The following is a 20,827-nucleotide window of genomic DNA, read 5'->3' as shown; positions in this document are numbered from 1 at the left end:
AGCCTTTGACAGCCTTTCCGGATGGTGTATAATGATCGCGAGCGTGCGGGCGTAGCGCAGCGGTAGCGTAGGAGCTTCCCAAGCTCTTGGTCGCGGGTTCAAATCCCGTCGCCCGCTCCAGTTATCATAATTCTTGTTCCATTCAGCGGGGCACGGCACGCCGTGCCCCTCGTTGTATCCACCGGTTGTATTCTATGATATGGTAGAGTCGTCTTTTTCTTAAGATAAGGCGGTCGATGGTCGGGAACGGTCGATGAAGATCCTCATCTTCTTTCTTATCCCCTCGTTTTTTTTATCCGCCCCGGCTTATTCCCAGGGAACCGCGCCGCCCCCTTCGTCCCTGATCGAGGAAGGGGACCGGCACTGGGACCTTCGGGCCCAAGACGCGAAGGGCTCGACGGCGGACTCCAAGGAGGTCGATCGGGCGATCGCGGCGTATCGTGAAGCCCTGGATTCCGATCCGGAATCCCTGGCCGCGCGGTGGCGGCTGATGCGGGCCTTCTTCTTCAAGGGGGAGTACGCAACGGAAGACAACGGGGAGAAGCGGAAGATTTTCGGCGAGGGCCGGGCGATCGGGGAAAAGGCGCTTCAGTTGATCCGGGAGGAGGCTTCACGGCGCGCCGGCAAGTCCTTCGACAAAGCCGGTCCGGTCGAATTGGCCCCCGTGTTTGAAAATTCTCCCGACGTCATCGGCTGCTTTTTCTGGTCGTCGGCCGACTGGGGAATGTGGGCCTTGGCGTACGGAAAGTTTCAGGCCGTCCGACAAGGCGCCGCCGGGAAAATTCGCGAGTTGGCGACCGCGGTGACCATGATGGACCCCGCGTACGCGCAAGGAGGAGGGTATCGCGTCCTGGGCCGTCTTTATCATCAGACACCCTATATTCCCTTCCTCACCGGCTGGGCCTCCACCAAGGAGGCCGTCGGATTTTTGCGGAAGGCCAATCAGATCGGCCCTCGCAATTCCGCCAACCGGCTGTACCTGGCCGAGGCGCTCTGGGATTTGAACAACGCCTCTCGGCCCGAGGCGCTGAAGCTGGCCGAGGACCTGGTTCACGATACGCCCCGTCCGGAATTCCGGGTCGAGGATCAGGCCGCAGAGGAACGCGCGCGGGAGCTGTTGGCCAAGTGGCGAGGGAAATACTGACGGTTCCCGTCCCGATCGACGCCGAGGCGCCTTGACAATGTCGCGCGCACCTATTAGAATGCGGCCAGTTTTTATCCGGGTCGATCCGATCCTCGGAGGAGGCAAGATGGCCACGCGTGTTTTTTCCCTCGGATTGTTGACGTTGCTGGTTCTCCTTCAATCCCGTCCGGTTCTTGCGCTGATGCCGTATCTCGATACGGAATCCGCCGTCCCGGTGGACCGAGGCAAATCAAGGTTGGATATCAGTCTGCGGGACGATCGCTGGAACAGCGATCTCTCCACCTATACCCTCATGACCGAACTGAGTTACGGCCTGATCAACAATCTCGAGTTCGCGGTGGACGCTCCTTATATTTTCCGAAATCAGAAGGGCCCGGGGGATGAGGACGGCCTGGGCGATTTGACGCTGAAGGCCAAGGTCCGATTCATCAAGGGACGGGAAGCCAATCCGGTCTCCATCGCCGGGCAATTGGCCGTGAAGTTTCCGAGTTGCGACAAGGACAAGGCCCTTTCCCCGGAATGCACCGGGGAGCCCGATGTGGGAATCCGCGCGATCGCCTCGAAGGAATTCTTCCCCGTGACGGTTGATCTGAATTTGGGATATGTCTTCATCGGCAATCCGGCCAACACGAGTTTGAACGATATCCTCACCTACAGCTTGGCCTTCGACTACCTGACGACGGCCGATCGGGTTCACGTGCTCGGCGAACTGGCGGGCGAGACGAACCGGTACCCGAAGACGTCCAAATTTCAGTCCCGGCTTTCGGCCAAGACCTCGGCGGGCCCGCTGTCGGCGCTGGTCGGATTGCTGTACGATCTGGACCCCGCCATGGCGCTGACGGCGACCTGGAGCACGGGGTTGACCCCGGCCAGTCCGGATTACAGTTTATCGGCGGGATTCCGATATCAATTCTAAATCCACTTCTTTCTGCGGAAAAACCACAACATCATGACGACAATGCCCACCATGGTCCCGATGGTGGCGGGGTAACCGTAGCGCCATTCCAATTCGGGCATGTTCTTAAAGTTCATGCCGTAGATGCCGGTGATGACCGTGAGCGGCATAAAGACGACGGTGAGCGCCGTGAGCACTTTTACGATCTCGTTCAAGCGGTTCGACACCATGGAAATGTACGCCTCCAGGAGGCCGGTCGTGAGGTCTTTGTACGATTCGGCCAAGTCGTTGATCCGAACGAGATGGTCGTACACATCTCGGAAATAGATGGCCGTCCGTTTGTTGACCACCGAGAACGGGTCGCGGCTCAAGCGGTTGAGAATCTCCCGCTGCGGACTGGTCACCCGCCGGAGCGACATCCCGTCCCGTTTCAGCGTGAATATCCTGTTCAGGGTTTCCTTGCCGGGAGAGGCCGTAACCTCGCGCTCGAGTTCGTCCAACACCTCGTCGAAGTCGTCCAGGATGGGAAAGTAATTGTCGACCGCGCTGTCCAGGATCTCGTAGAGCAGAAAATCCATTCCCCGCGACATGGTGAGGGAATTCTTAAGACAGCGCTCCTTCGTGCGGATGATGCTGCGGGACAATTGCTGATGGTAGGTGACCAGAAATCGTTTTCCCAGGAAGAAATTGAGCTCGACCGCCTTGAACGTTCCGGGAACATCGCCGCTCCGGGCTCCGTGGAGCACCAGAAAAAGGTAGTCGCCGAAGTCGTCCAGTTTGGGAAGGTGGGATTCGGCGACGCAGTCCTCGATGGCCAGGGGATGAAAATTAAAGACGGAGGACAGGATCAGGGTCTCTTCCTCCGTCGGCGACTCCAGATCGACCCAGACCGATTCCGCGTCGTCCTTCAGCAGGCCGGGCAGGGACTCGGCCTCCGGTATTCTCCGGAGACCGTTTTGCTTTGAGAAGGCAAAGATCTGGATCATCGTCGCTCCGGAACCATGAATCCGCGCGAGGGATTCGGAACCTCAGACCGCTTTTTTCACCCAACCGGAACGGATGCAACGGGTGCAGACTTTGATCCGTCGGGTCGTGTTGTCCACGAGGGCCTTGACGGACTTGAGATTCGGGTAGAAGGGATGCTTTGTTTTATTATGGGCATGACTGACCTTAAAACCGATCGTCTTTCCTTTGCCGCAGATTGCACAAACGTACGCCACGATGTTCTCCTTGTCATTTTATTTTTATCCTTGTTTCTCTTTCGTTCCCGTTGCAGAAACCATCCGGCTATGCTACCATAATCCCCGGCGTGTGACAAGGTATTTTCCGCATCCATGCAGTGACGCGTTGTAATGCGCCCCTGCCGAACCCCGGCCCTCTTGTCTATGATCAGCAAAGGTGAATCGCTGGAGGCCGTCCTCGACCGTCTTCAGAAGCCCATCCGATACGCCGTTCAAAAAAACTTCGCCCATCTCATGAAGGTCCGGGGATTGGCCGCGTTTGTGACGCAACAGGTTCAGGCGGCCCTCGCGCAGAACCCTTCCGAAGAAGACGCGCGGTCCCTGGTCCGACTCAAGGATCTTTTCGCGGATTACGACCGACTTCCCGAGCCGGCGCGGCAGAGCCGCTTGCGGAAAGCTCAGGAGCTTTTGGATCGCCTTGCCCGGCGTCCGGCGGCCTCTTGGACGTCCGACACGGTTCCGGTCGTCGGTGGGCCCGGGTCGCATCACGACACGGTTTTATGGGACCGGCCGATCCAATACCTGAAAGGAGTGGGCCCCAAGCGGGCCGAATGGCTCGCCCGCCTGGGGATTCGGACGCTGGAAGATTTCCTTTATTTCCTGCCCTGGCGTTACGAGGACCGCAGCCGCCTCAAGCCGATCGCCCGGGTGATTCCGGGGGAAGACCAGACCGTCTGCGGCGTGGTTCAGGCGACGCATCTCACGATCACGTCCCGCCGCCGATTTCAGATCTTTGAAATGGTTCTGGGGGACGAGAGCGGCTCCATCCGCGTCAAGTGGTTCAATCAGCCCTATTTGCAAAAACGATTTAAGAACGGGCAACGCCTCATGCTCAGCGGGATGGTGAAAATGAGCCGCTATCAAGGCCGCGTCCTGGAGATCGAGAACCCCGTGTACGAATTCCTGGACGCCGCCGCGCCTGCCGGCGGGCAGGACGCCGCGACGGTGGGGCTGCACAGCGGCCGGATCGTGCCGATCTATCACGAGACGCGCGGCCTGACGAGCCGTCCGGTCCGCTCGCTCATGAAAACCATTCTGGATGAATATGCCCCGCAACTCCCTGAAATTCTGCCGTCGGTCGTTCTCCAAACCCATTCGTTGAGTCCGTTGTCGGAAGCCCTGAGCCGGGTCCATTTTCCGGCGGAGGGAGCCGCCCTGGAGTTGTTGAATCAAGGCCGGAGCGAAGCCCACCGCCGCTTGGCGTTTGATGAATTTTTTCTCCTTCAGCTCGGCCTCGGCCTGAAGCGGCGGGAGGCGTCGGAGGAGCCCAAGGGAACCGCTTTTCAAACCGACGGACCTTATCTGAAAAAATTCCTCGCGGGGCTCCCGTACCGGCTCACCGCGGCCCAGACGGCCGTCTTGGAGGAGATCAAGCGGGATATGGCCCGCCCGCATCCGATGAACCGTCTGCTTCAGGGGGACGTCGGCTGCGGTAAAACGGTCGTCGCCCTGGCCGCGATGACGATCGCGGCCGACAACGGGCATCAGGCCGTCCTCATGGTCCCGACCGAGATCCTCGCGGAGCAACATTATCTGACCCTCCGGCAATGGCTGAAGCCGCTCAATCTTCCCTGCCTTCTTCTGACCGGCGGCCGGTCCAAACGGGCGGCGGCGAAAGATCTGAAGGTCGCGGCCTCCGACACCCCGGCGTTCGTCGTCGGAACGCACGCGGTCATCCAGGGAGGCGTGCGCTTCGGCCGTCTGGGCCTGGTCGTCGTGGACGAGCAGCACAAATTCGGCGTGATGCAGCGGGCCCTTCTGCAGAAAAAGGGATACCACCCGGATGTTCTCATCATGACGGCCACGCCGATCCCGCGGACGCTGGCCCTGACCGTCCACGGGGATCTGGATCTTTCGGTGATCGATGAGTTGCCGCAGGGCCGGTCGCCGATCGAGACCCGCCTCTATTACGAATCAAAACGCGACCGGGCCTACGCCCTCGTGGCCGAGCAGGCGGCGGAGGGACGTCAGGCCTACGTGGTTTATCCCATTGTGGAGGAATCGGAGAAAACGGACCTCAAGGCGGCCGTGAAAATGGCGGACCATCTGCAGCGCGAGGTGTTCCCCTCCTTCACGGTCGGTCTGTTGCACGGGCGGATGCCGATGGACGAAAAGGAAAGGATCATGCAGGGGTTCAAGAAGGGTCAAATCCAGATCCTCGTGGCGACCACCGTGATCGAGGTCGGGATCGACGTCCCGAACGCGACGGTGATGGTCATCGAGCATGCCGAGCGGTTCGGGCTTTCACAACTCCATCAGCTTCGCGGCCGGGTGGGCCGCGGCCGTCACCGGTCCTATTGCGTCCTGCTGGCCGCCGCGCCGGTTTCGGAAGAGGGAAAACGGAGGCTGGACACGATGGTCCAGAGCCAGGACGGGTTCGTGATCGCCGAGGAAGATTTGGCGATCCGGGGTCCCGGGGAATTTTTCGGAACGCGCCAGTCCGGCCTTCCGGAGTTGCGGGTCGCGAACATTCTGCGGGATGCGAAGCTCTTGGAAGAGGCGCGGGAAGAGGCCCGGAGGCTGCTTTCGGACGATCCGTTGTTGAACCGGCCCGAGGACGCCGCGTTGAAGGCCGCGCTGGCGAGAAAATGGAAGGGGAAGTTGGAACTGTTCACCGTGAGTTGAGGCCGCGCGATCCGTTCGGAGACGAACGGCCGCCCCCGCACTTGATCTTTGCCCGCACTTTGGATAGGATACCAAACCATGTTTCCGTGGTCGCGCGTCAAAGAAGATCTCTATAACGGCATCGTGCGGGTGCGAAACGGGTTTCGGTCGGCGGCCGTCGCGTCATCGGAGGAAACCGACCGTTTGAAGCATCGGTACCGGCTCCGGGCGGTCGAACGGCAGCTGGCCGACGCGTATCGGGCGCTGGGTCAGCACGGCTTGACGCAATTGAAGGCCGGCCGTCCGGTCGTCCTGAAAGAAAAAGAAGGGCTGCATCTGATTCAGGAAATCGAGGCGAAACGCGCGGAACGGGAGACGCTGGTCGCGGAAGGGGATGCCTTCACCCGGGATGACCGCGAACGGGACGCCCGATCGTGACATGGTCGTCGCCGGCATCGACATCGGGAGCAACACCCTGCGCTTGTTGATCGCCGAGCTTCGGTCGGTCGGGGGCCGGGTCCGCCTCCGGCCGATCTTCGAAGACCGCCGGATCACCCGCTTGGGGGAAGGGATTGTGGACAGCGGCCGCTTGTCTCCGTCCGCCATGTCCCGAACGCTCCGGGCGCTCGCCGAGTTCCGGGCGGCGATTTCGGATCATCCGGTGGACCGGATCGTCGGCGTGGCCACCAGCGCGGTTCGCGAGGCCGACAACCGTCCGTTGTTTCTCGACCGGGTGAAAAAGGAGACCGGGCTGGAAATCGAGGTGATCTCCGGAGAGGAGGAGGCCCGCCGGACGCTGTTGGGCGTGCGGTACGGTCTGGAGCCGGACGATTCGAATCTGCTGGTGTTGGACATCGGCGGCGGCAGCACGGAATGGATCGTCGTGACGGCCGGGCGGGTTCAGGAAATGAGGACATTCGATATCGGGGTCGTCAAGCTGACGGATCGTTATCTCGCCGGCGACCCTCCGTCCGCCGAGGACCTGGATCGGCTGGTCCGGGCCGTTGAAGAAAAGTTCCGGCCGATGAGTCCCGTCCTCCGCGGGCGGTCCGGAGATCGCTTGATCGGCGTGGCCGGGACCGTGACCACCCTGGCCGCGCTGGAGTTGGGGCTCGCGACGTACGATCCGGCGCGCGTGCAGAACATGCGCCTGGGGTTCGGGCGCGTCGAGAGCTGGTATCGGAAGCTGGCCGGAATGACGTTGGAAGAACGCCGGCGCCTGGTCGGCCTCGAGCGGGGGCGGGAAGATCTCATCGTGGCCGGCGCCGCCTTGCTGTGGGTCGCGATGCGCCTGGCTGGAGCGAACGAGGTGGTGGTGAGCGATTACGGGTTGAGAGAAGGGGTATTGATCGATTGGTTTGAACGCAACGTCACGGCGGGAAACGAACGGAAAGGGGACGGCCGATGAAACGGAATTGGATCATGGCGATCGTGATAGGAACACTCACCCTCAGCGCGGGCGGTCCGGGGCTCGTCATCGAGACGGCCTGGGCCCAGGGAGGTAAACCGGTGGTGACCATTGAGACGGACAAGGGAAATATCATCTTCGAAATGTTGCCGGATGCGGCGCCGAAAACCGTCGCGCGGATCACCGAACTGATCAAGCAGGGATTCTACAACGGACTGACCTTCCACCGCGTCGAGCCCGGTTTCGTGATTCAAGGCGGGGACCCCAACGGCAACGGGACGGGCGGTTCGGGGGTCAAGCTGAAGGCCGAATTCAACAAGACGCCGCATCTTCTCGGGACCGTCGCCATGGCCCGCTCGAGCGATCCCGACAGCGCCGACAGTCAGTTCTACATCTGCCTCGCTCCGCAACCCTTTCTGGACGGCAAGTACACCGTCTTCGGTCAGGTGACGGACAAGGCCAGTCTCGACGTGATCCAGAAAATCCGGAAAGGCGATGCGATGCGCAAGGTCACCGTCAAGTAACGACCGCCCGACGATGAGGGGATCCCGCGGTGTCATCCCCGCGGGTGAAGCTGTTGATGAATCTGTTTCAAGCGGTGACGCGTGACCTGCGTGTAGATCTGCGTGGTGGATAGGTCGGCGTGGCCCAGCATGGCCTGGACCGAACGCAGGTCCGCCCCCCGTTCCAGTAAATGCGTCGCGAAGGAGTGCCGGAGCATGTGGGGCGAAACGGAACGCTTGATCCCGGCCCGTCGGACGTAGTTCTTCAGCATCTTCCAACAGCCCTGCCGCGTGAGACCGCGCCCGGAGCGGTTGAGGAAGACCCGGTCGGAGACCCGCCCTTTCGCGAGTTTTCCCCGAGCCGTCGCCAGGTACGTCTTGAGTTTTTGAAGCGCCACTTCGCCCATCGGGATGATCCGCTGTTTGTTGCCCTTGCCCGTGGCCAGGATGTATCCGACTTCGGTGTTGACGGCCTGGAGGGGCAGCGCGGTCAGTTCCGAGACGCGCAGGCCGGTGGCGTACATCAATTCGATCATGGCGTCGTCGCGCACGGCCGAGGACGTGGACCCCTTGGGAAGGTTGAGCAGCCGTTCGACTTCCTCGAAGGCCATCGTCTTCGGCAATCGTTTCCAGTCGCGGGGGGATTCCACGTTCTGGGTGGGGTCCGTCCGGAGTATTTTTTCGTGGTTGAGAAAGCGGTAAAAATTGCGAAGGGTCGCGATCTGGCGCGCGAGCGAACGGGAGGAAAGGCCGTTTTGTTTTCGGGCGGCCAGAAAATCCAGGAGGTCCCGCCGGGTGATGTCTTCCGGACGGTTCAACGCCCGGGCCCCGAGAAACTCCAGAAACCGGTTCAGATCGGCGCCGTAGGCCGCGGTCGTGTTGAGCGAGAGCCCCTTCTCGACCGTCAGGTATTGAAGGAACTGTTGGACGCGTTCGCGCATGCCGATGCTCCCGTCAACGCAAGGGATAGCCGCTCCGTTTCAGACGGGCCGTGATCGAGCGGCTGTGTTCCGCGCCCCGGGTTTCGAGAGAGAGATCGACCCGGCTCCGGGTGATCGGAAGCCCTGACGAGAGACGATCGTGAACGATGTGCAGGATGTTGGCGCCCGCCTCGCCGATGGCGGCGGCGAGTCCGGCCAGCGCTCCGGGGCGGTCGGGAAGAACGACCGAGAGGCGCAGGAGACGGCCGGTCCGGACCAAACCCCGCTCGATAATCCGCTCGAGGAGGGTGACGTCAATATTCCCGCCGGTGACGATAAGGCAGACCGGACCCCGAAGCCGGCCCCCGTGGTTTAGAAGCGCGGCCAGGGGAACGGCGCCGGCCCCTTCGGCGATGATCCGCTTGTGCTCGATCAGCAGCAGGACGGCTTCGGCGATTTCGTCCTCCGCGACCCGGACCATGCGATCCAGGCACCGCTCCAAGATCGGCCGCGTAATCCTTCCGGGGGATTTCACGGCGATTCCATCCGCCAGGGTCGGACGGGCCGGGGCGGCGACCCCGAGGACCCGGACCCCGGGCTTCAAGGCTTTCACCGCCGTCGCGACTCCGGCGGCAAGGCCGCCTCCCCCGACGGGAACGAGGATGGTTCGTATGTCCGGGCGGTCCTTCAAGATCTCCAACGCGATCGTTCCCTGGCCGGCGATCACCGCCTCGTCGTCGAAGGCGTGAATGAGGACGCTTCCTTCCGACCGTTCGATCTCCCGGGCTTTATCCATCGCCGAGTCAAAGTCGTCTCCGTGAAGGATCACCCGGGCGCCGTACGAACGGCTCGCCTCCTGTTTGGCGATCGAGGCCCCTTCGGGCATGACGATCGTGGCCGAGATGCCGCGGGTTCGGGCGGCGAGGGCGACGCCTTGGGCGTGGTTTCCCGCCGAAGCCGCCACCACGCCCCTTCGTCGCTGGGGGGCCGTCAGAAGGGCAATCCGGTTGAACGCCCCCCGGACCTTGAACGATCCCGTCTTCTGAAGATTTTCAAGCTTCAGAAAAACGGGAACCCCGGCCCGCAGGCTCAGCGAGCGCGACGAAACCAGCGGGGTCGGGTCGACCGACGATCGAATCGTCCGTCCGGCGCGTTTGATCTCTTTTAATCCGATCGGCATCCGCTGCGGCTCCTTGTCGGGGAAAGGATTTGAGATGCTCCCGTCACTATAATTAATTATTTCATGAAATACAACCCATACAACCCGTTCCCGTTCCGTTCTGTTGACAAGGTATCCGGCATCCCTTATAGTGATTCCTGGCGAATATGACGACGATGATTTCAAAAATCGCGAGCGTGAATGCGCATCGGCCGCAATGCCCGCATTGGGGGGCGGGGTTGGGCCGCATGCAATCATGGTTTTGTTCTTTGCGCATCGAAGATTCCCGGCAGCCTGCTGCGGGCAGCTTCAAAGCCGGAGCCGGAATGATTGGCGTCCTCCTCGTTTCGATGACGTCGTTGACAATGTCTGCGTGGGCGCAAGCACAACCTCAATCGCAGCCGCAACTTGAAGCTCAACCACAACCACAACCACAACCACAGCTACAATCGCCGGCGCCGGCCATTGTGCCGACGCCGTCCCCCGACGCCGACGCTCGGGAATTGCTGGAAAAGGCCTCGGCGGCCACCGCCGCGGGTGATCTGGAGCAAGCGCAGCTGACGTATCAACTTTTACTCACGACCTATCCGCAATCGCCGCTGAAGGACCAGGTCTATATGGGCTTGGCCCAAATCGATCAGCAGCAGCAAAATTATGCCGATGCGGTTCTTAAGTATCAAAAGTTGATCGGCGAGTTCCCGGCCTCGCCGCTGGCCGACCGGGCCCGGGATCAATTGGCCGTGGCGTATATCGGTTTGGGCCAGTACGACAGCGCCATCCCGATCCTGGAACGGGAGCGGAGCTTAAGTCCGGACCTCGCCGCCCGGCAGGCGTTGACCGACCGCATCGTGGACGTCTATCTTCAGAAGAAGGATGACGTCCAGGCCGTCCATGAACTGCTGAAAAAGGAGATGAGCCGGGAAGAGGAAAAGCAGGCCGTCGAGAACCGGGTGCAGGAGCTTTTGGCCCAGAGCTCCCGGTCGGAACTCAAGGAGTTGATCCGTCAATTCCCGAAAGGGTATCCGGGAGACGCGGCCCTTTTGAAGCTGGCCGATCTTTACGAGTCGTCCAAGGAATATTTTGAGGCCGAGCGTGAACTGCGCCGCTTTTTGTTCATCTACCCCAAGCATCGGGCCGTTTCGAAGGTCCGGAGCCGGCTCGCGGCCATCAAGCAATTGTATCTGAGCCATCAGCATTTGATCGGCGTCCTGCTTCCGCTGTCGGGCCGGCTGCAGCCGTTCGGGCAGGAGGTGCTCAACGGAATCCGGCTGGCGTTGGACCCCCCGTCCACCGCGGTTCCTGAAAAATTCGTCGGGATCGTCGTCAAGAACACGGAAGGGGATGCGACGGTCCTGCAAAGCGGCCTGGACGAACTGGCGCGGGACTACCGCGTGAGCGCGGTCATCGGACCGATGCTGAGCCGCCAGGTGGCGGCCGTGGCTCCCCGGGCGGAGGCTTACCGGATCCCGTTGCTGACGCCCGGGGCGTCGGAGGATTGGGCCAAGCCGTGGAAATATGTTTTGAGAAACTCCATCACCAACCGGCAACAGGCCGGCGAGATCGCGGCCTACGCCGTCAATTCGCTCCACCTGAAGCGCTTCTGCATCCTGCATTCCGCGGACGGATACGGAACGGAGATGATGCGGGTTTTTTCGGAGGCGATCGCGAAACTGGGCGGGGAGGTCATCGCGCGGGCGTCCTACGATCCGCAGGCCACCGATTTCGGGCCGCAGATCAAATATCTCAAAGAAACCGACCTGACCAAATACGGCGTCCTGGGCCCCCCGCCGCAGCAGAAGGGCGAAATTCGCGAATACCGGCCCGGATTCGACGCCATTTTTCTTCCCGGCGATTACGATCAGGCCGGAATGATCGCGGCCCAGCTGGCTTTTTACAATATTGAAGGGGTGACGCTTCTGGGGACCAACGGGTGGGACTCCCAGGATCTTTTCAGGTTCGGCGGGAAATTTGTCGACGGCGGAATCTTTGTGGACGGGTTCTTTCCCGCCAGCACCGACCCGCAGGTGCAGTCCTTTGTGGAGCGCTACCGAAGCCGTTACGAGGAGAACCCGACGCTTCTGGCGGCCCAGGCGTACGACGCGGCCGGCCTGGTTCTCCGGGCGATGCAACAGGGCGCCGCGACCGGCGAAGCGGTGCGGGACTTCCTCGGCCGGGTTCGAAATTATTCGGGCGTCACCGGCCCGATCACTTACACGCCGGAGGGGGATTTGGCCAAACGGCTTTACGTGATACAGGCCAAGGACGGCAAATTCGTCCAGCTCAACTAGTATGATGAACATCGATCATATCATCCAGGAGATTTCGATCTCGGCCATCCCCATCCTTCTGGCCGTCATTTTACACGAGGTGGCCCACGGCTGGGTGGCCAACAAGCGGGGGGATCCGACCGCCCGGATGATGGGCCGGCTGACGCTCAATCCCTTGTCGCATATTGACCCCATCGGAACGGTCGTCATTCCGATTTTTTTATTGATCGCCACGAAGGGCAGCTTCGTGTTCGGCTACGCGAAGCCCGTGCCGGTCAATTTCATGAACCTCCGCCATCCGAAGGAAGACATGGTCTGGGTGGCCGGCGCGGGTCCGGCCACGAATTTGATCCTGGCGGTGGCCTGCGGTCTTCTGTTTCGTCTGGTCCTGATGATCGACCCCCGTCTCGTCCTGCAACTGCGTCTCGGGGGGGGGCCGTTCAACTGGAACGATCCTTCCGGGATGGTGCTGGTCCCGGTCATGTACATGCTTTTGAAGGGCGTGCAGTGGAACGTCGTTTTGGCGATTTTCAACATGATCCCCATTCCGCCGCTGGACGGCGGGCGGGTGCTGGTCGGACTGCTTCCCGACCGGCAGTCGGCGGCCTGGGCCAGCATCGAGCCGTTCGGGTTTTTCATCATCATCGCGCTCGTCTTCCTGGACCCGTTCGGGTTCTGGTCGCAAATCATCTCGCCGTTGATCGTTAACATCATGCTGTGGATTCTGGGGTTGAACGACCATCTAGGAGGTGTCCCACTGTGAAATCGCGGAAGAAGCGCATGCTGAGCGGGATGCAACCCAGCGGGCGGTTGCATCTGGGCAATCTGTTGGGGGCCCTGGACAATTGGATTAAATACCAGAACGAGTTCGACGCCTATTTTTTTGTGGCCGACTGGCATGCCCTGTCGACCAATTATGCCGATACCCGTAAAATCCGGGAGTACATTCAGGAAATGCTGATCGACTGGCTTTCGGCCGGAATCGATCCCGAGAAATGCACCGTCTTCATTCAGTCCCGTCTGCCGGATCACGCCGTACTGCACCTGCTCCTGTCGATGATCACCCCGGTGCCCTGGCTGGAGCGGAACCCCACCTACAAGGAAAAGATCGAGGAGCTTCGCGAACGGGATCTGACGACTTATGGTTTTTTAGGATATCCCGTCCTGCAGTCGGCCGATATCCTGATCTACAAGGCCGACGTGGTGCCGGTGGGCGTGGATCAGCTTCCGCACCTCGAGTTGACGCGCGAGCTGGCGCGACGGTTCAACAATCTCTACGCGCCCGTGTTTCCCGAACCGCAGCCCCTGCTCACGGAGGTGCCGAAACTTCTGGGGACCGACGGGCGGAAAATGAGCAAGAGCTACAACAACGCGATCTATCTTTCCGATCCCGAGCCGGTCGTTCGTGAAAAGCTCCGGACGATGGTGACCGATCCGGCCCGGATCCGGCGGACCGACCCGGGCAACCCGGATGTCTGTCCCGTCTTTTCCTTCCACAAGATCTTCTCGGAGATCGGCGTGATCGACCGGGTGAACACGGAATGCCGGACGGCCTCCATCGGCTGCATCGACTGCAAAACGCTGGTGGCCGACCGGATGGTCCGACGGCTCGACCCGATCTGGAAGGAACGGGAAAAGTGGTTGAAGCATCCCAAAAAGGTCGAAGCCGTCGCGGCCGAAGGTTCGAAGAAGGCCGGCCAGGCGGCCCGTCAAACGATGGAAGAAGTGCGGGAGGCGATGAAGCTGTAACATGCATCCCATTCTCATCCAGTTCGGTCCCGTCACGATCCGCTATTACGGGTTGATGTACTTTATCGCGGCGATGGTCGGCGGATGGCTGCTGGCCAAGGAGGTCCGTCGCAAGGGCATCCCGCTCTCGGCCGACGACAGCTGGAACCTGATCATGTACTGCCTTCTGGGCGGGATCCTCGGCGCCCGGATCTATTACGTCGCGTTCAACTGGCCTTACTATGGAGAAAATCCGTCCGAGATCCCCGCGATCTGGCACGGCGGTCTGGCGATTCACGGCGGTCTGATCGGCGGGGTGCTGATCGGAATCTGGTTCGTTCGCCGCCACCGCGTCTCGTTCTGGCAACTGGCCGACGCCGGCGCGCCGAGCATCATCCTGGGCCAGGCCTTCGGACGGATCGGAAACTTTATGAACGGCGACGCGCACGGAACGCCGACGACGATGCCGTGGGGCATCGTCTTTCCGCCGGGGAGCATCGCCGGACAGCAGTTCGGATCGGTCCCGCTCCATCCGACCATGCTGTACGAGCTGGTGCTGAACGTGACGACCTTCGCCTTTCTCTGGTCCATCCGGAAGCGGCCCTGGGGCGATGGTTTCATCTTCTGCCTCTATCTGATCTGCTATTCCGTCGTCCGGTCCATCGTGACCCTCTTCCGCGCCGATGATCTGTATCTCGGCCCGTTTCGCGCGCCGCACGTGGCGAGTCTTGTGCTCGTTCTCATCGCGGGCGGGTACATCGTCAAGAACAGGCTCTGGGAGCCAAAAGCGCTTCCGTCCGGAAAATCAAAAAAGAAATGAGACCATGCGCATAAGCGGGTCCTGTCCTTCGGCAGCCCCATCCGTCCTCACTCCGCTGAACTTTCCGGTCGGGCCTGCCATCCCCACCCGGTGGGGACCCTCCGTTGCGGGCGGACGGGGCGCCCCGCCTCCGGCCACCCGCTTATGCATCCGTTAAATGAAGGATGACTGCGTTGAACCCCTGCTGCCTTCAATCGATGAAGCGGTACATCAAGAAACCCCGGGACGTCGCGACCTGCGACGGCTGCGGCCGGTTGCTGCTTGCGTACGGCAATCCGCGGGACCTTGAGGAAACGAAAAAGGCGCTGACGGCCCAGGGCATGCCGTTCGAAATCGAAACGTTCGGGGCTCTTCAGGTGATTTTAAAACCGAGGCTCAAGAAAAAATGATCCGGCCGAGACCGTTCCACTGGTCCTTCTACGCCTTCGTGCCGTTCACCGCGGCCATGCTGTTTCTGGATTCGAAATGGGTTCTGGCCCACGGCTTCAACGGCCAGGTTCTGGACAACATTCTCGTTCCGCTCTATGTCTACGCGATGTACCGGACCCTGCCGGATGAACGGCTGAAGAAGATCATGTTGATCACGATTCCCGTGTCGGCCGTGGGTGAAGTCTTCTTCAGCATGGGAATCGACCTCTACACGTACAAGTTCGGGTATGTTCCGATCTACGTTCCGTTCGGCCACGCGCTCGTCGTCGGGAGCGGGTTCCAGCTCCTGTGGCGATCGGAGGTTCACCGGCGCTCCGACGGAATCATCAAGCTTTTTTCGGCGCTCTACGCCGTTGTCTTCCTCGGGGTGTTCCTCGTCTTTCGCGACAGCTTCACGGTCCTTCTCGGCCTGCTTTATTTTCTGGGCGTTTTGGCCATGAAGCAGCGCGTGATCTACATGTTCATGCCGCTCTTTGTCCTGTTCGTCGAGTTCGTCGGAACGGCCTTCGGCTGCTGGTCCTGGGCCCCCCGGCCGTTTGGCATTCTGTCCACCACCAACCCGCCCATGGGCTCGGTCATGTTCTATGTCTATCTGGACATGATCGTCATGGCGCTGGGGAGTCTGTGGGCGACGGCCTGGTCGACCGAAGAAAACACCGCGTGAGTCAAACCCGCGAACGGATCGACGACACGCCGGCCTTCTTCGAGTAAGCACCCGTTGACAATCGGGGAAGGATATGATATTTTGAAATCAATTTGATAGGCGATGGGGTTCGCCTTTAACCGTCCCACTCTTCTATAATAGCAATACGTGGACTGATAACCCCTACCAATATAAAAGGTAGGGGTTTTATTTTGTCCTGAGAAAGCCTCTGCCCTCAGCAAACGGCAGGGGCTTTTTGTAACCCGCCGCAGATAGCACGGCAAAGGAATAACGCACCCATCATGTCCAACCGCGTCCTGTTCAACCTGATTCAAGTGTTCGTGGCCGTGGCATTCGCGCCGCTGGTCTCCGGAACGTTGAGCCGGCTCAAGGAGATGGTGCAGTCCAAGCGCGGGCCGAGCATTTTTCAACCTTACCGGGATTTGTGGAAACTGTTTCACAAGGACGAAATCGTGTCGGAAGACAGTTCGTGGATATTTCGCTTCACGCCCTACATCGTTTTCGTCGCGCCGATCTTCGTCGTGCTGCTGATTCCCGTGCTGACGGATTATCCGCTGTTCTTTGCCTTCATGGGCGACATGCTGGGTGGCGGTTTCGTGCTTGCGCTGGGCGGGTTCTTCGCCACGCTCGCGGCGGTGGACACGGCCAATCCCTACGGCCCCATGGGCGCCAGCCGCACGCGGATGGTGGGGTTTCTGGCCGAACCGGTTTTCATGATCGTCTTTTTTACCGTTTCGTTTGTCGCCGGTTCCACGATACCTTACATCGTTCAGCAAAAGTGGGTGACGCCGCCGGCGAATTTCTTCGAGCCGTCCCACGTGTTGCTCGTGCTGGCGTTTCTTATGTTGATTCTGGCCGAGGGCGGACGCATCCCGGTGGACAATCCGACCGGCCACTTCGAGCTGGCGATGATTGATGAATCCAAGGCGTTGGAATACTCCGGACGCGGCATGGCGCTGATGAAATGGGGCGGCTACATGAAAATGTTCGTGTTGCTCTGCATTTTTCTCAACGTGCTGGTCATGCCGTGGGGTCTGGCCGGCGAGCAATCGTTGGGCGCGGTGCTCATCGCCGTTCCGCTTGTGCTGTTCAAAATCTTCTGTTTTTTGCTCGTGCTGGTGGTCATCGAATCGTCGTTGTCCAAGCTTCGGCTTTTTCGGATCGCCGAATTTTTGGGCGCGGCGTTCATCACGTCGGTGGCGGCCATGATTGCGCGGGTTTTTTTACCTTGAACGAAAGGCGAAGATGGACGGTACGATGAATGAATTGCTGGAAAATCTCAATGCCTTGGTGGGCGGATTGTTTTTGCTGATAGCGTTCGGCATGGTGGCGATGCGGCAAGTCAAAGGTTGTTTGAACCTGTTCATCACTCAGTCGCTGCTGCTCGCGGCCTCCGCCTTGCTGCTGGGGCTTCGGCATCAATCGGGGCATCTCTACGGAGTGGCGCTCGTAAACCTGGTCAGCAAGCCGTTCATCGTTCCGTGGCTTCTGCGCCGGACATCTCCGGAGGAAATTTACACCCGGCGCGAAATTGACCAGGCGTTGAATATTCCAACCGCGTTGCTCATCGCGCTGGCGCTGGCGATCCTGGCCTACTTTCTGGGGGCGCCCGTGTTGAATTCGATCGCTCCGGAATTCCGCGGTCCGAATGTGCCGATTGGAATCGCGGGACTGTTGCTCGGGGCCTACACGCTCACGGTGCGACGGGAGGCCGTACCGCTGCTCATGGGATTGTTGGCCATGGAGAACGGCGCGTTCTTCACGGGCATCGCCATTTCGCGCGATCTCCCGCTGCTGGTCGAACTCGCCATCGCGGCGGACGGGCTGATTATCGTTTTCATCATGGGCGTGCTGACCCGTGCGGTTCAGAAGCACATCGGCACGACGGCGGTTGGCGAACTGGCGAGCTTGAGGGAAGCGCCGACGGATCCCGCAAAGAAAGGGGTGCCGGCCAAATGAACGTCATTCTCATTCTGGCGCTTCCGTTGGTGGCCGCCGCTCTGGTTTGTATTCCATTCGATAAGCGGTGGGCGCCGGGGGTGACGGTCGTGGCTTCCGTGGTCAATCTGATTCTGGCGGCTCGGCTGGCGTGGTGGATCTCGGCCGGCAACACCCTCGTGAGCGCCCTTCAGGTCGGCCTGTTGAAATGGATCGCCGTGGATGGCCTGAGCGCGCTGATTCTACTGCTGATTGCGCTGGTCGGAGCCACGGCGGCTATTTACTCCTTCGGCTACATGGCGCGCCGGTCCCTGTCGCCTGGCAAACTGCGGCTCTATTATGCGAACTACAACCTCTTCATCTTTTCGATGATGGCGGTTCCGGTCCTGGCGGAGCCGACGCTGGTCTGGATTATGGTCGAGCTGACGACGCTGTGTTCGGCCTTGCTCGTCTCGTTCGAGAACACGCACGCGGCGCTGGAGGCGGCCTGGAAGTACGTGGTGCTGTCGCTCATGGGCGCGGGCATGGCCTTGTTCGGCTTCCTCGTCCTTTTTGCCGCGATGCAGGCGGCGGGCGGCGACACTTACACGTGGGCCGGACTCGTAACGGCGGCGCCGCAAATGCCGCCTGTATTGCTGAAAACCGCATTTGTGCTGATCCTGATCGGCCTCGGAACGAAGGCCGGGCTGGTCCCGATGCACACGTGGCTGCCGGATGCGCACAGCCAGGCGCCTTCACCGGTGTGCGCGTTGCTTTCGGGCGTTGAAACCACGGCGGTGCTCTACGTGATTCTGCGGCTGTTTCCGGTCATGCGGGCCGCGCCCGATTCCCATGCGGAAGCGTGGGCGCTCACCCTCGGCCTGATCTCGGTCGGTACGGCGGCGTTTTTGCTGCTGCGGGTGCGTGATTACAAACGGCTCTTCGCCTTTTCCACTGTGGAACACATGGGCATTATTCTAACGGCGGTCGGCTTGGGCGCATCGGCCGCCGGCTACGGCGCGGTGCAGCAGATCGTCGCTCATTCGGTTGCCAAATCCTTTTGCTTTTTTGCCGCCGGCGCGGCGTTGCTGGCCGTGGAAACGCGCGAAATCGCCGCCGTGCGCGGCCTGATCCGCCTCTCACCCGCCGCCGGCGCCGCCTTGATTTTCGGCGGACTGGCCATCGCCGGCGCGCCGCCGCTGGCGGTTTTTCTGAGCGAATTTTCGATTCTCAAAGCGGGCTTGACGCAGGGGCATTATGTGACAACCGGCCTGCTCGCCGTCTTTATCGTCATCGCGTTTTTCGGTGTGTTGTTGCATCTCAACCGGATGGTCTTCGGGGTGCGGGAGAACGGCGCGCCGGCGAACGGCCATCCGGACCGAGAAGACGCAAAGAAGTTCCGGCTGCCGTTCAGTTGCAGGCTGGCATTGATCCTGGCCGCAGCACCCGTGCTGGTGCTCGGCGTTTACGTTCCCGAACCGCTGCATGACCTGCTGACGCTGGCCGCAGCCGCATTGACAAAATGAGGCGCCGATGAACCTTGCCGGATTGACGGAACAAATCGAACAGCGCTGGCGCGGAATGACGCGCTGCCGGCTCGTCGCGGCGACGTTCGCGTGCGAAATCACCTGCGGTCGAGCCGCGCTGGCGGAGCTGTGCGGTTGGCTGTTTTCGGAGCAGGGCTACAGCTTTGCGGGACTGATTGTCGAAGAAGGCGCGGCCGAGTGGCAATTGCGCTATGTCTTTTACGGCGAGCGCGAAGCCGGCCGAGTTCACGTGCTGGTGAATTCTCCATCGGCCGAGCGGGCTTTCCCCAGTATTGTTAAATTTGTTCACGCTGCGGACTGGCATGAGCGCGAAGCCGAGGATTTATTCGGTTTGGTTTTCGAAGGCCATCCGCGCCTCGGCGATTTCGTGCTGCACAACGATGCCTGGCAGGAAAACGTTGAGCCGATGCGCCACCGATTCGACGCGCGCGCCGCGATGCTTCATCGCAAGCCGGCCGCCGACTGGCGGCCGCGGCGCGTTGTTCAGGAAGCGGGCGCGTTCGTCATGCCGATCGGCCCGAAATACTCCGGTGCGACCGAGTCCGTTCATTTCCTGCTCGAAACCGTCGGCGAGGACGTCATCCGCGCCGTGCCGCGCCTGTTTTACAAATGGCGCGCCATCGAGAAACTGGCTGAGGGAAAAACCGTGGGGGATGTCCTGCTGCTTGCGGAACGGTTCGCGGCGACGACCGCCTTTGCCCACGGATTGGGCTTCTGTCAGGCGGTTGAATCCATCACCAATGCGGCTGTTCCGGCGCGCGCGTTGCTGTTGCGCGTGTTTCTGGCGGAACTCGAACGCTTGCGCCAACATGCCGGCGCGATCCAGGAGATTTGCGAGTCCACGGCGCTGGTCGTCGCCAACAACCAGGCCGGGATTTTGGAGGAGGATTTGTTGCGGATTTCCGGCGAACTTGCCGGCCATCGTTACCTGTTCGGTCTGCTCGCGCCGGGCGGGTTATTGTGCGATCTGACGAACGACGCCTGCCGCAGGGCGCTCGCTCAATCGCAAAAGGTCCTGGCGGAACTAAACGAACTGGAAAAGCGGTTGCGCGTTTCCAGCAGTTTTCTCGACCGGCTGGAGGAAGTCGGCGTCATCGCGTTTAAGGACGCCAAAGCGTTCGGACTAGTCGGTCCGGTGGCGCGCGCGTCGGGACTCGTCCGCGACCTGCGCCGGGCGCAACCGTATTCCGGCTACGAAAGGTTCGACTTCGACGTGCCCGGGGAGCAGGAAGGCGACGGCTACGCACGGTTGCGCGTTTTGTTCGCCGAAGCCCGGCAATCGGCGCGCGTCATGGAACAAGCCATCGCGGCGCTGAAGGATGGGGGTGTTCACGAGCCGGTCACGCTTTGTCCGGGCGCGGCGTTGGGCTGGGTCGAAGCCCCCCGCGGCGCAGCGTTTCATTGGGTGCGGCTGGACGAGAGCGGACGGGTTGCCCGCTACCGCGTCGTTCCGCCGTCGTTTCCGAATTGGCATGGGTTCCGCCTGGCCGTCGAGAATTTCGCGTTTCAAGACTTTCCGATCATTCTCTCCACGTTCGATCTGTCCGTGGCCGAGAACGATCGGTGATCCTTCGCAGGCGA

At 61.0% G+C, this 20,827-nt stretch carries 20 protein-coding genes, 1 tRNA gene and 1 riboswitch; of the genes, 17 read left to right on the top strand and 4 right to left on the bottom strand.

Features of this window, described 5'->3' with window-relative positions; translation table 11 throughout:
* Nucleotides 1-45: 45 nt before the first annotated feature.
* The 3 genes from VLY20_10350 to VLY20_10340 all read left to right on the top strand — a co-directional run bounded on the left by VLY20_10350 (nucleotide 46) and on the right by VLY20_10340 (nucleotide 2,060).
* A tRNA-Gly gene (locus tag VLY20_10350) sits at nucleotides 46-120 on the top strand.
* Between the two features lie 133 nt (nucleotides 121-253).
* Nucleotides 254-1,144, top strand: a complete 891-nt coding sequence (locus VLY20_10345) for a hypothetical protein (protein HUK57045.1) — start codon at nucleotides 254-256, stop codon at nucleotides 1,142-1,144.
* A gap of 106 nt (nucleotides 1,145-1,250) precedes the next feature.
* Nucleotides 1,251-2,060: a transporter gene (locus VLY20_10340; GenBank protein HUK57044.1), complete on the top strand. Its 810-nt coding sequence runs from the start codon at nucleotides 1,251-1,253 to the stop codon at nucleotides 2,058-2,060.
* Here the strand turns inward: VLY20_10340 and corA are convergent.
* On the bottom strand, nucleotides 2,057-3,025 hold the full coding sequence (gene corA, locus VLY20_10335) for a magnesium/cobalt transporter CorA (protein HUK57043.1): 969 nt from the start codon (nucleotides 3,023-3,025) through the stop codon (nucleotides 2,057-2,059). The genes VLY20_10340 and corA overlap by 4 nt on opposite strands.
* 42 nt (nucleotides 3,026-3,067) lie before the next feature.
* The gene (gene rpmB, locus VLY20_10330) at nucleotides 3,068-3,259 is read right to left on the bottom strand and encodes a 50S ribosomal protein L28 (protein HUK57042.1); all 192 of its coding nucleotides are present in this window, start codon (nucleotides 3,257-3,259) and stop codon (nucleotides 3,068-3,070) included.
* Between the two features lie 165 nt (nucleotides 3,260-3,424).
* On the opposite strand from rpmB, the gene recG reads away from it, so the two are divergent.
* The 4 genes from recG to VLY20_10310 all read left to right on the top strand — a co-directional run bounded on the left by recG (nucleotide 3,425) and on the right by VLY20_10310 (nucleotide 7,816).
* Nucleotides 3,425-5,905, top strand: a complete 2,481-nt coding sequence (recG, locus tag VLY20_10325; protein HUK57041.1) for an ATP-dependent DNA helicase RecG — start codon at nucleotides 3,425-3,427, stop codon at nucleotides 5,903-5,905.
* Nucleotides 5,906-5,983: 78 nt separating this feature from the next.
* Nucleotides 5,984-6,322 carry a hypothetical protein gene (locus VLY20_10320; GenBank protein ID HUK57040.1) on the top strand — a complete coding sequence of 113 codons (339 nt, stop codon included), beginning with the start codon at nucleotides 5,984-5,986 and terminating at the stop codon, nucleotides 6,320-6,322.
* Entirely contained in the window at nucleotides 6,294-7,292 is a 999-nt protein-coding gene (locus VLY20_10315; GenBank protein HUK57039.1) for a Ppx/GppA phosphatase family protein, read from the top strand. The genes VLY20_10320 and VLY20_10315 overlap by 29 nt, the downstream gene beginning before the upstream one ends.
* A complete protein-coding gene (locus VLY20_10310) occupies nucleotides 7,289-7,816 on the top strand; it encodes a peptidylprolyl isomerase (protein ID HUK57038.1) in 528 nt (175 codons plus the stop codon). The genes VLY20_10315 and VLY20_10310 overlap by 4 nt, the downstream gene beginning before the upstream one ends.
* 32 nt (nucleotides 7,817-7,848) lie before the next feature.
* Here the strand turns inward: VLY20_10310 and xerD are convergent, their stop codons facing one another.
* Entirely contained in the window at nucleotides 7,849-8,736 is an 888-nt protein-coding gene (gene xerD / locus VLY20_10305; protein HUK57037.1) for a site-specific tyrosine recombinase XerD, read from the bottom strand.
* 13 nt (nucleotides 8,737-8,749) lie between these two features.
* Nucleotides 8,750-9,895, bottom strand: coding sequence for a pyridoxal-phosphate dependent enzyme (locus VLY20_10300; GenBank protein HUK57036.1), 1,146 nt, complete (start codon nucleotides 9,893-9,895; stop codon nucleotides 8,750-8,752).
* 446 nt (nucleotides 9,896-10,341) lie between these two features.
* Between VLY20_10300 and VLY20_10295 the strand changes: the two genes are divergently transcribed.
* The 10 genes from VLY20_10295 (at nucleotide 10,342) to VLY20_10250 (ending at nucleotide 20,813) form a co-directional block, all read left to right on the top strand.
* Nucleotides 10,342-12,162, top strand: coding sequence for a penicillin-binding protein activator (locus VLY20_10295; GenBank protein ID HUK57035.1), 1,821 nt, complete (start codon nucleotides 10,342-10,344; stop codon nucleotides 12,160-12,162).
* A gap of 1 nt (nucleotide 12,163) precedes the next feature.
* Nucleotides 12,164-12,904, top strand: coding sequence for a site-2 protease family protein (locus VLY20_10290; GenBank protein ID HUK57034.1), 741 nt, complete (start codon nucleotides 12,164-12,166; stop codon nucleotides 12,902-12,904).
* A 17-nt stretch (nucleotides 12,905-12,921) separates the two neighbouring features.
* Entirely contained in the window at nucleotides 12,922-13,890 is a 969-nt protein-coding gene (trpS, locus tag VLY20_10285) for a tryptophan--tRNA ligase (GenBank protein HUK57033.1), read from the top strand.
* A 1-nt stretch (nucleotide 13,891) separates the two neighbouring features.
* Nucleotides 13,892-14,689, top strand: coding sequence for a prolipoprotein diacylglyceryl transferase (gene lgt / locus VLY20_10280; GenBank protein HUK57032.1), 798 nt, complete (start codon nucleotides 13,892-13,894; stop codon nucleotides 14,687-14,689).
* Between the two features lie 173 nt (nucleotides 14,690-14,862).
* Nucleotides 14,863-15,078, top strand: a complete 216-nt coding sequence (locus VLY20_10275; protein ID HUK57031.1) for a hypothetical protein — start codon at nucleotides 14,863-14,865, stop codon at nucleotides 15,076-15,078.
* Complete coding sequence (locus tag VLY20_10270) at nucleotides 15,075-15,782, top strand: hypothetical protein (GenBank protein HUK57030.1); 708 nt, start codon at nucleotides 15,075-15,077, stop codon at nucleotides 15,780-15,782. The genes VLY20_10275 and VLY20_10270 overlap by 4 nt, the downstream gene beginning before the upstream one ends.
* An 89-nt stretch (nucleotides 15,783-15,871) precedes the next feature.
* Nucleotides 15,872-15,954: riboswitch (Fluoride riboswitch) on the top strand.
* Nucleotides 15,955-16,063: 109 nt separating this feature from the next.
* Complete coding sequence (locus VLY20_10265; protein ID HUK57029.1) at nucleotides 16,064-17,014, top strand: NADH-quinone oxidoreductase subunit H; 951 nt, start codon at nucleotides 16,064-16,066, stop codon at nucleotides 17,012-17,014.
* Nucleotides 17,015-17,027: 13 nt separating this feature from the next.
* Nucleotides 17,028-17,741 carry a hypothetical protein gene (locus VLY20_10260; GenBank protein HUK57028.1) on the top strand — a complete coding sequence of 238 codons (714 nt, stop codon included), beginning with the start codon at nucleotides 17,028-17,030 and terminating at the stop codon, nucleotides 17,739-17,741.
* Nucleotides 17,738-19,225 (top strand): proton-conducting transporter membrane subunit, encoded by a 1,488-nt coding sequence (locus VLY20_10255; GenBank protein HUK57027.1) that lies wholly within the window; start codon nucleotides 17,738-17,740, stop codon nucleotides 19,223-19,225. Before VLY20_10260 ends, VLY20_10255 begins: the two co-directional genes overlap by 4 nt.
* Before the next feature lie 7 nt (nucleotides 19,226-19,232).
* Complete coding sequence (locus VLY20_10250; protein HUK57026.1) at nucleotides 19,233-20,813, top strand: NADH-quinone oxidoreductase subunit C; 1,581 nt, start codon at nucleotides 19,233-19,235, stop codon at nucleotides 20,811-20,813.
* Nucleotides 20,814-20,827: the final 14 nt, after the last annotated feature.

This window comes from Nitrospiria bacterium, assembly GCA_035517655.1.
Lineage (GTDB): Bacteria > Nitrospirota > Nitrospiria > JACQBZ01 > JACQBZ01 > JACQBZ01.
The sequence above is the reverse complement of the archived record's forward strand: the minus strand, read 5'-3'. Positions and strand labels throughout refer to the sequence as shown.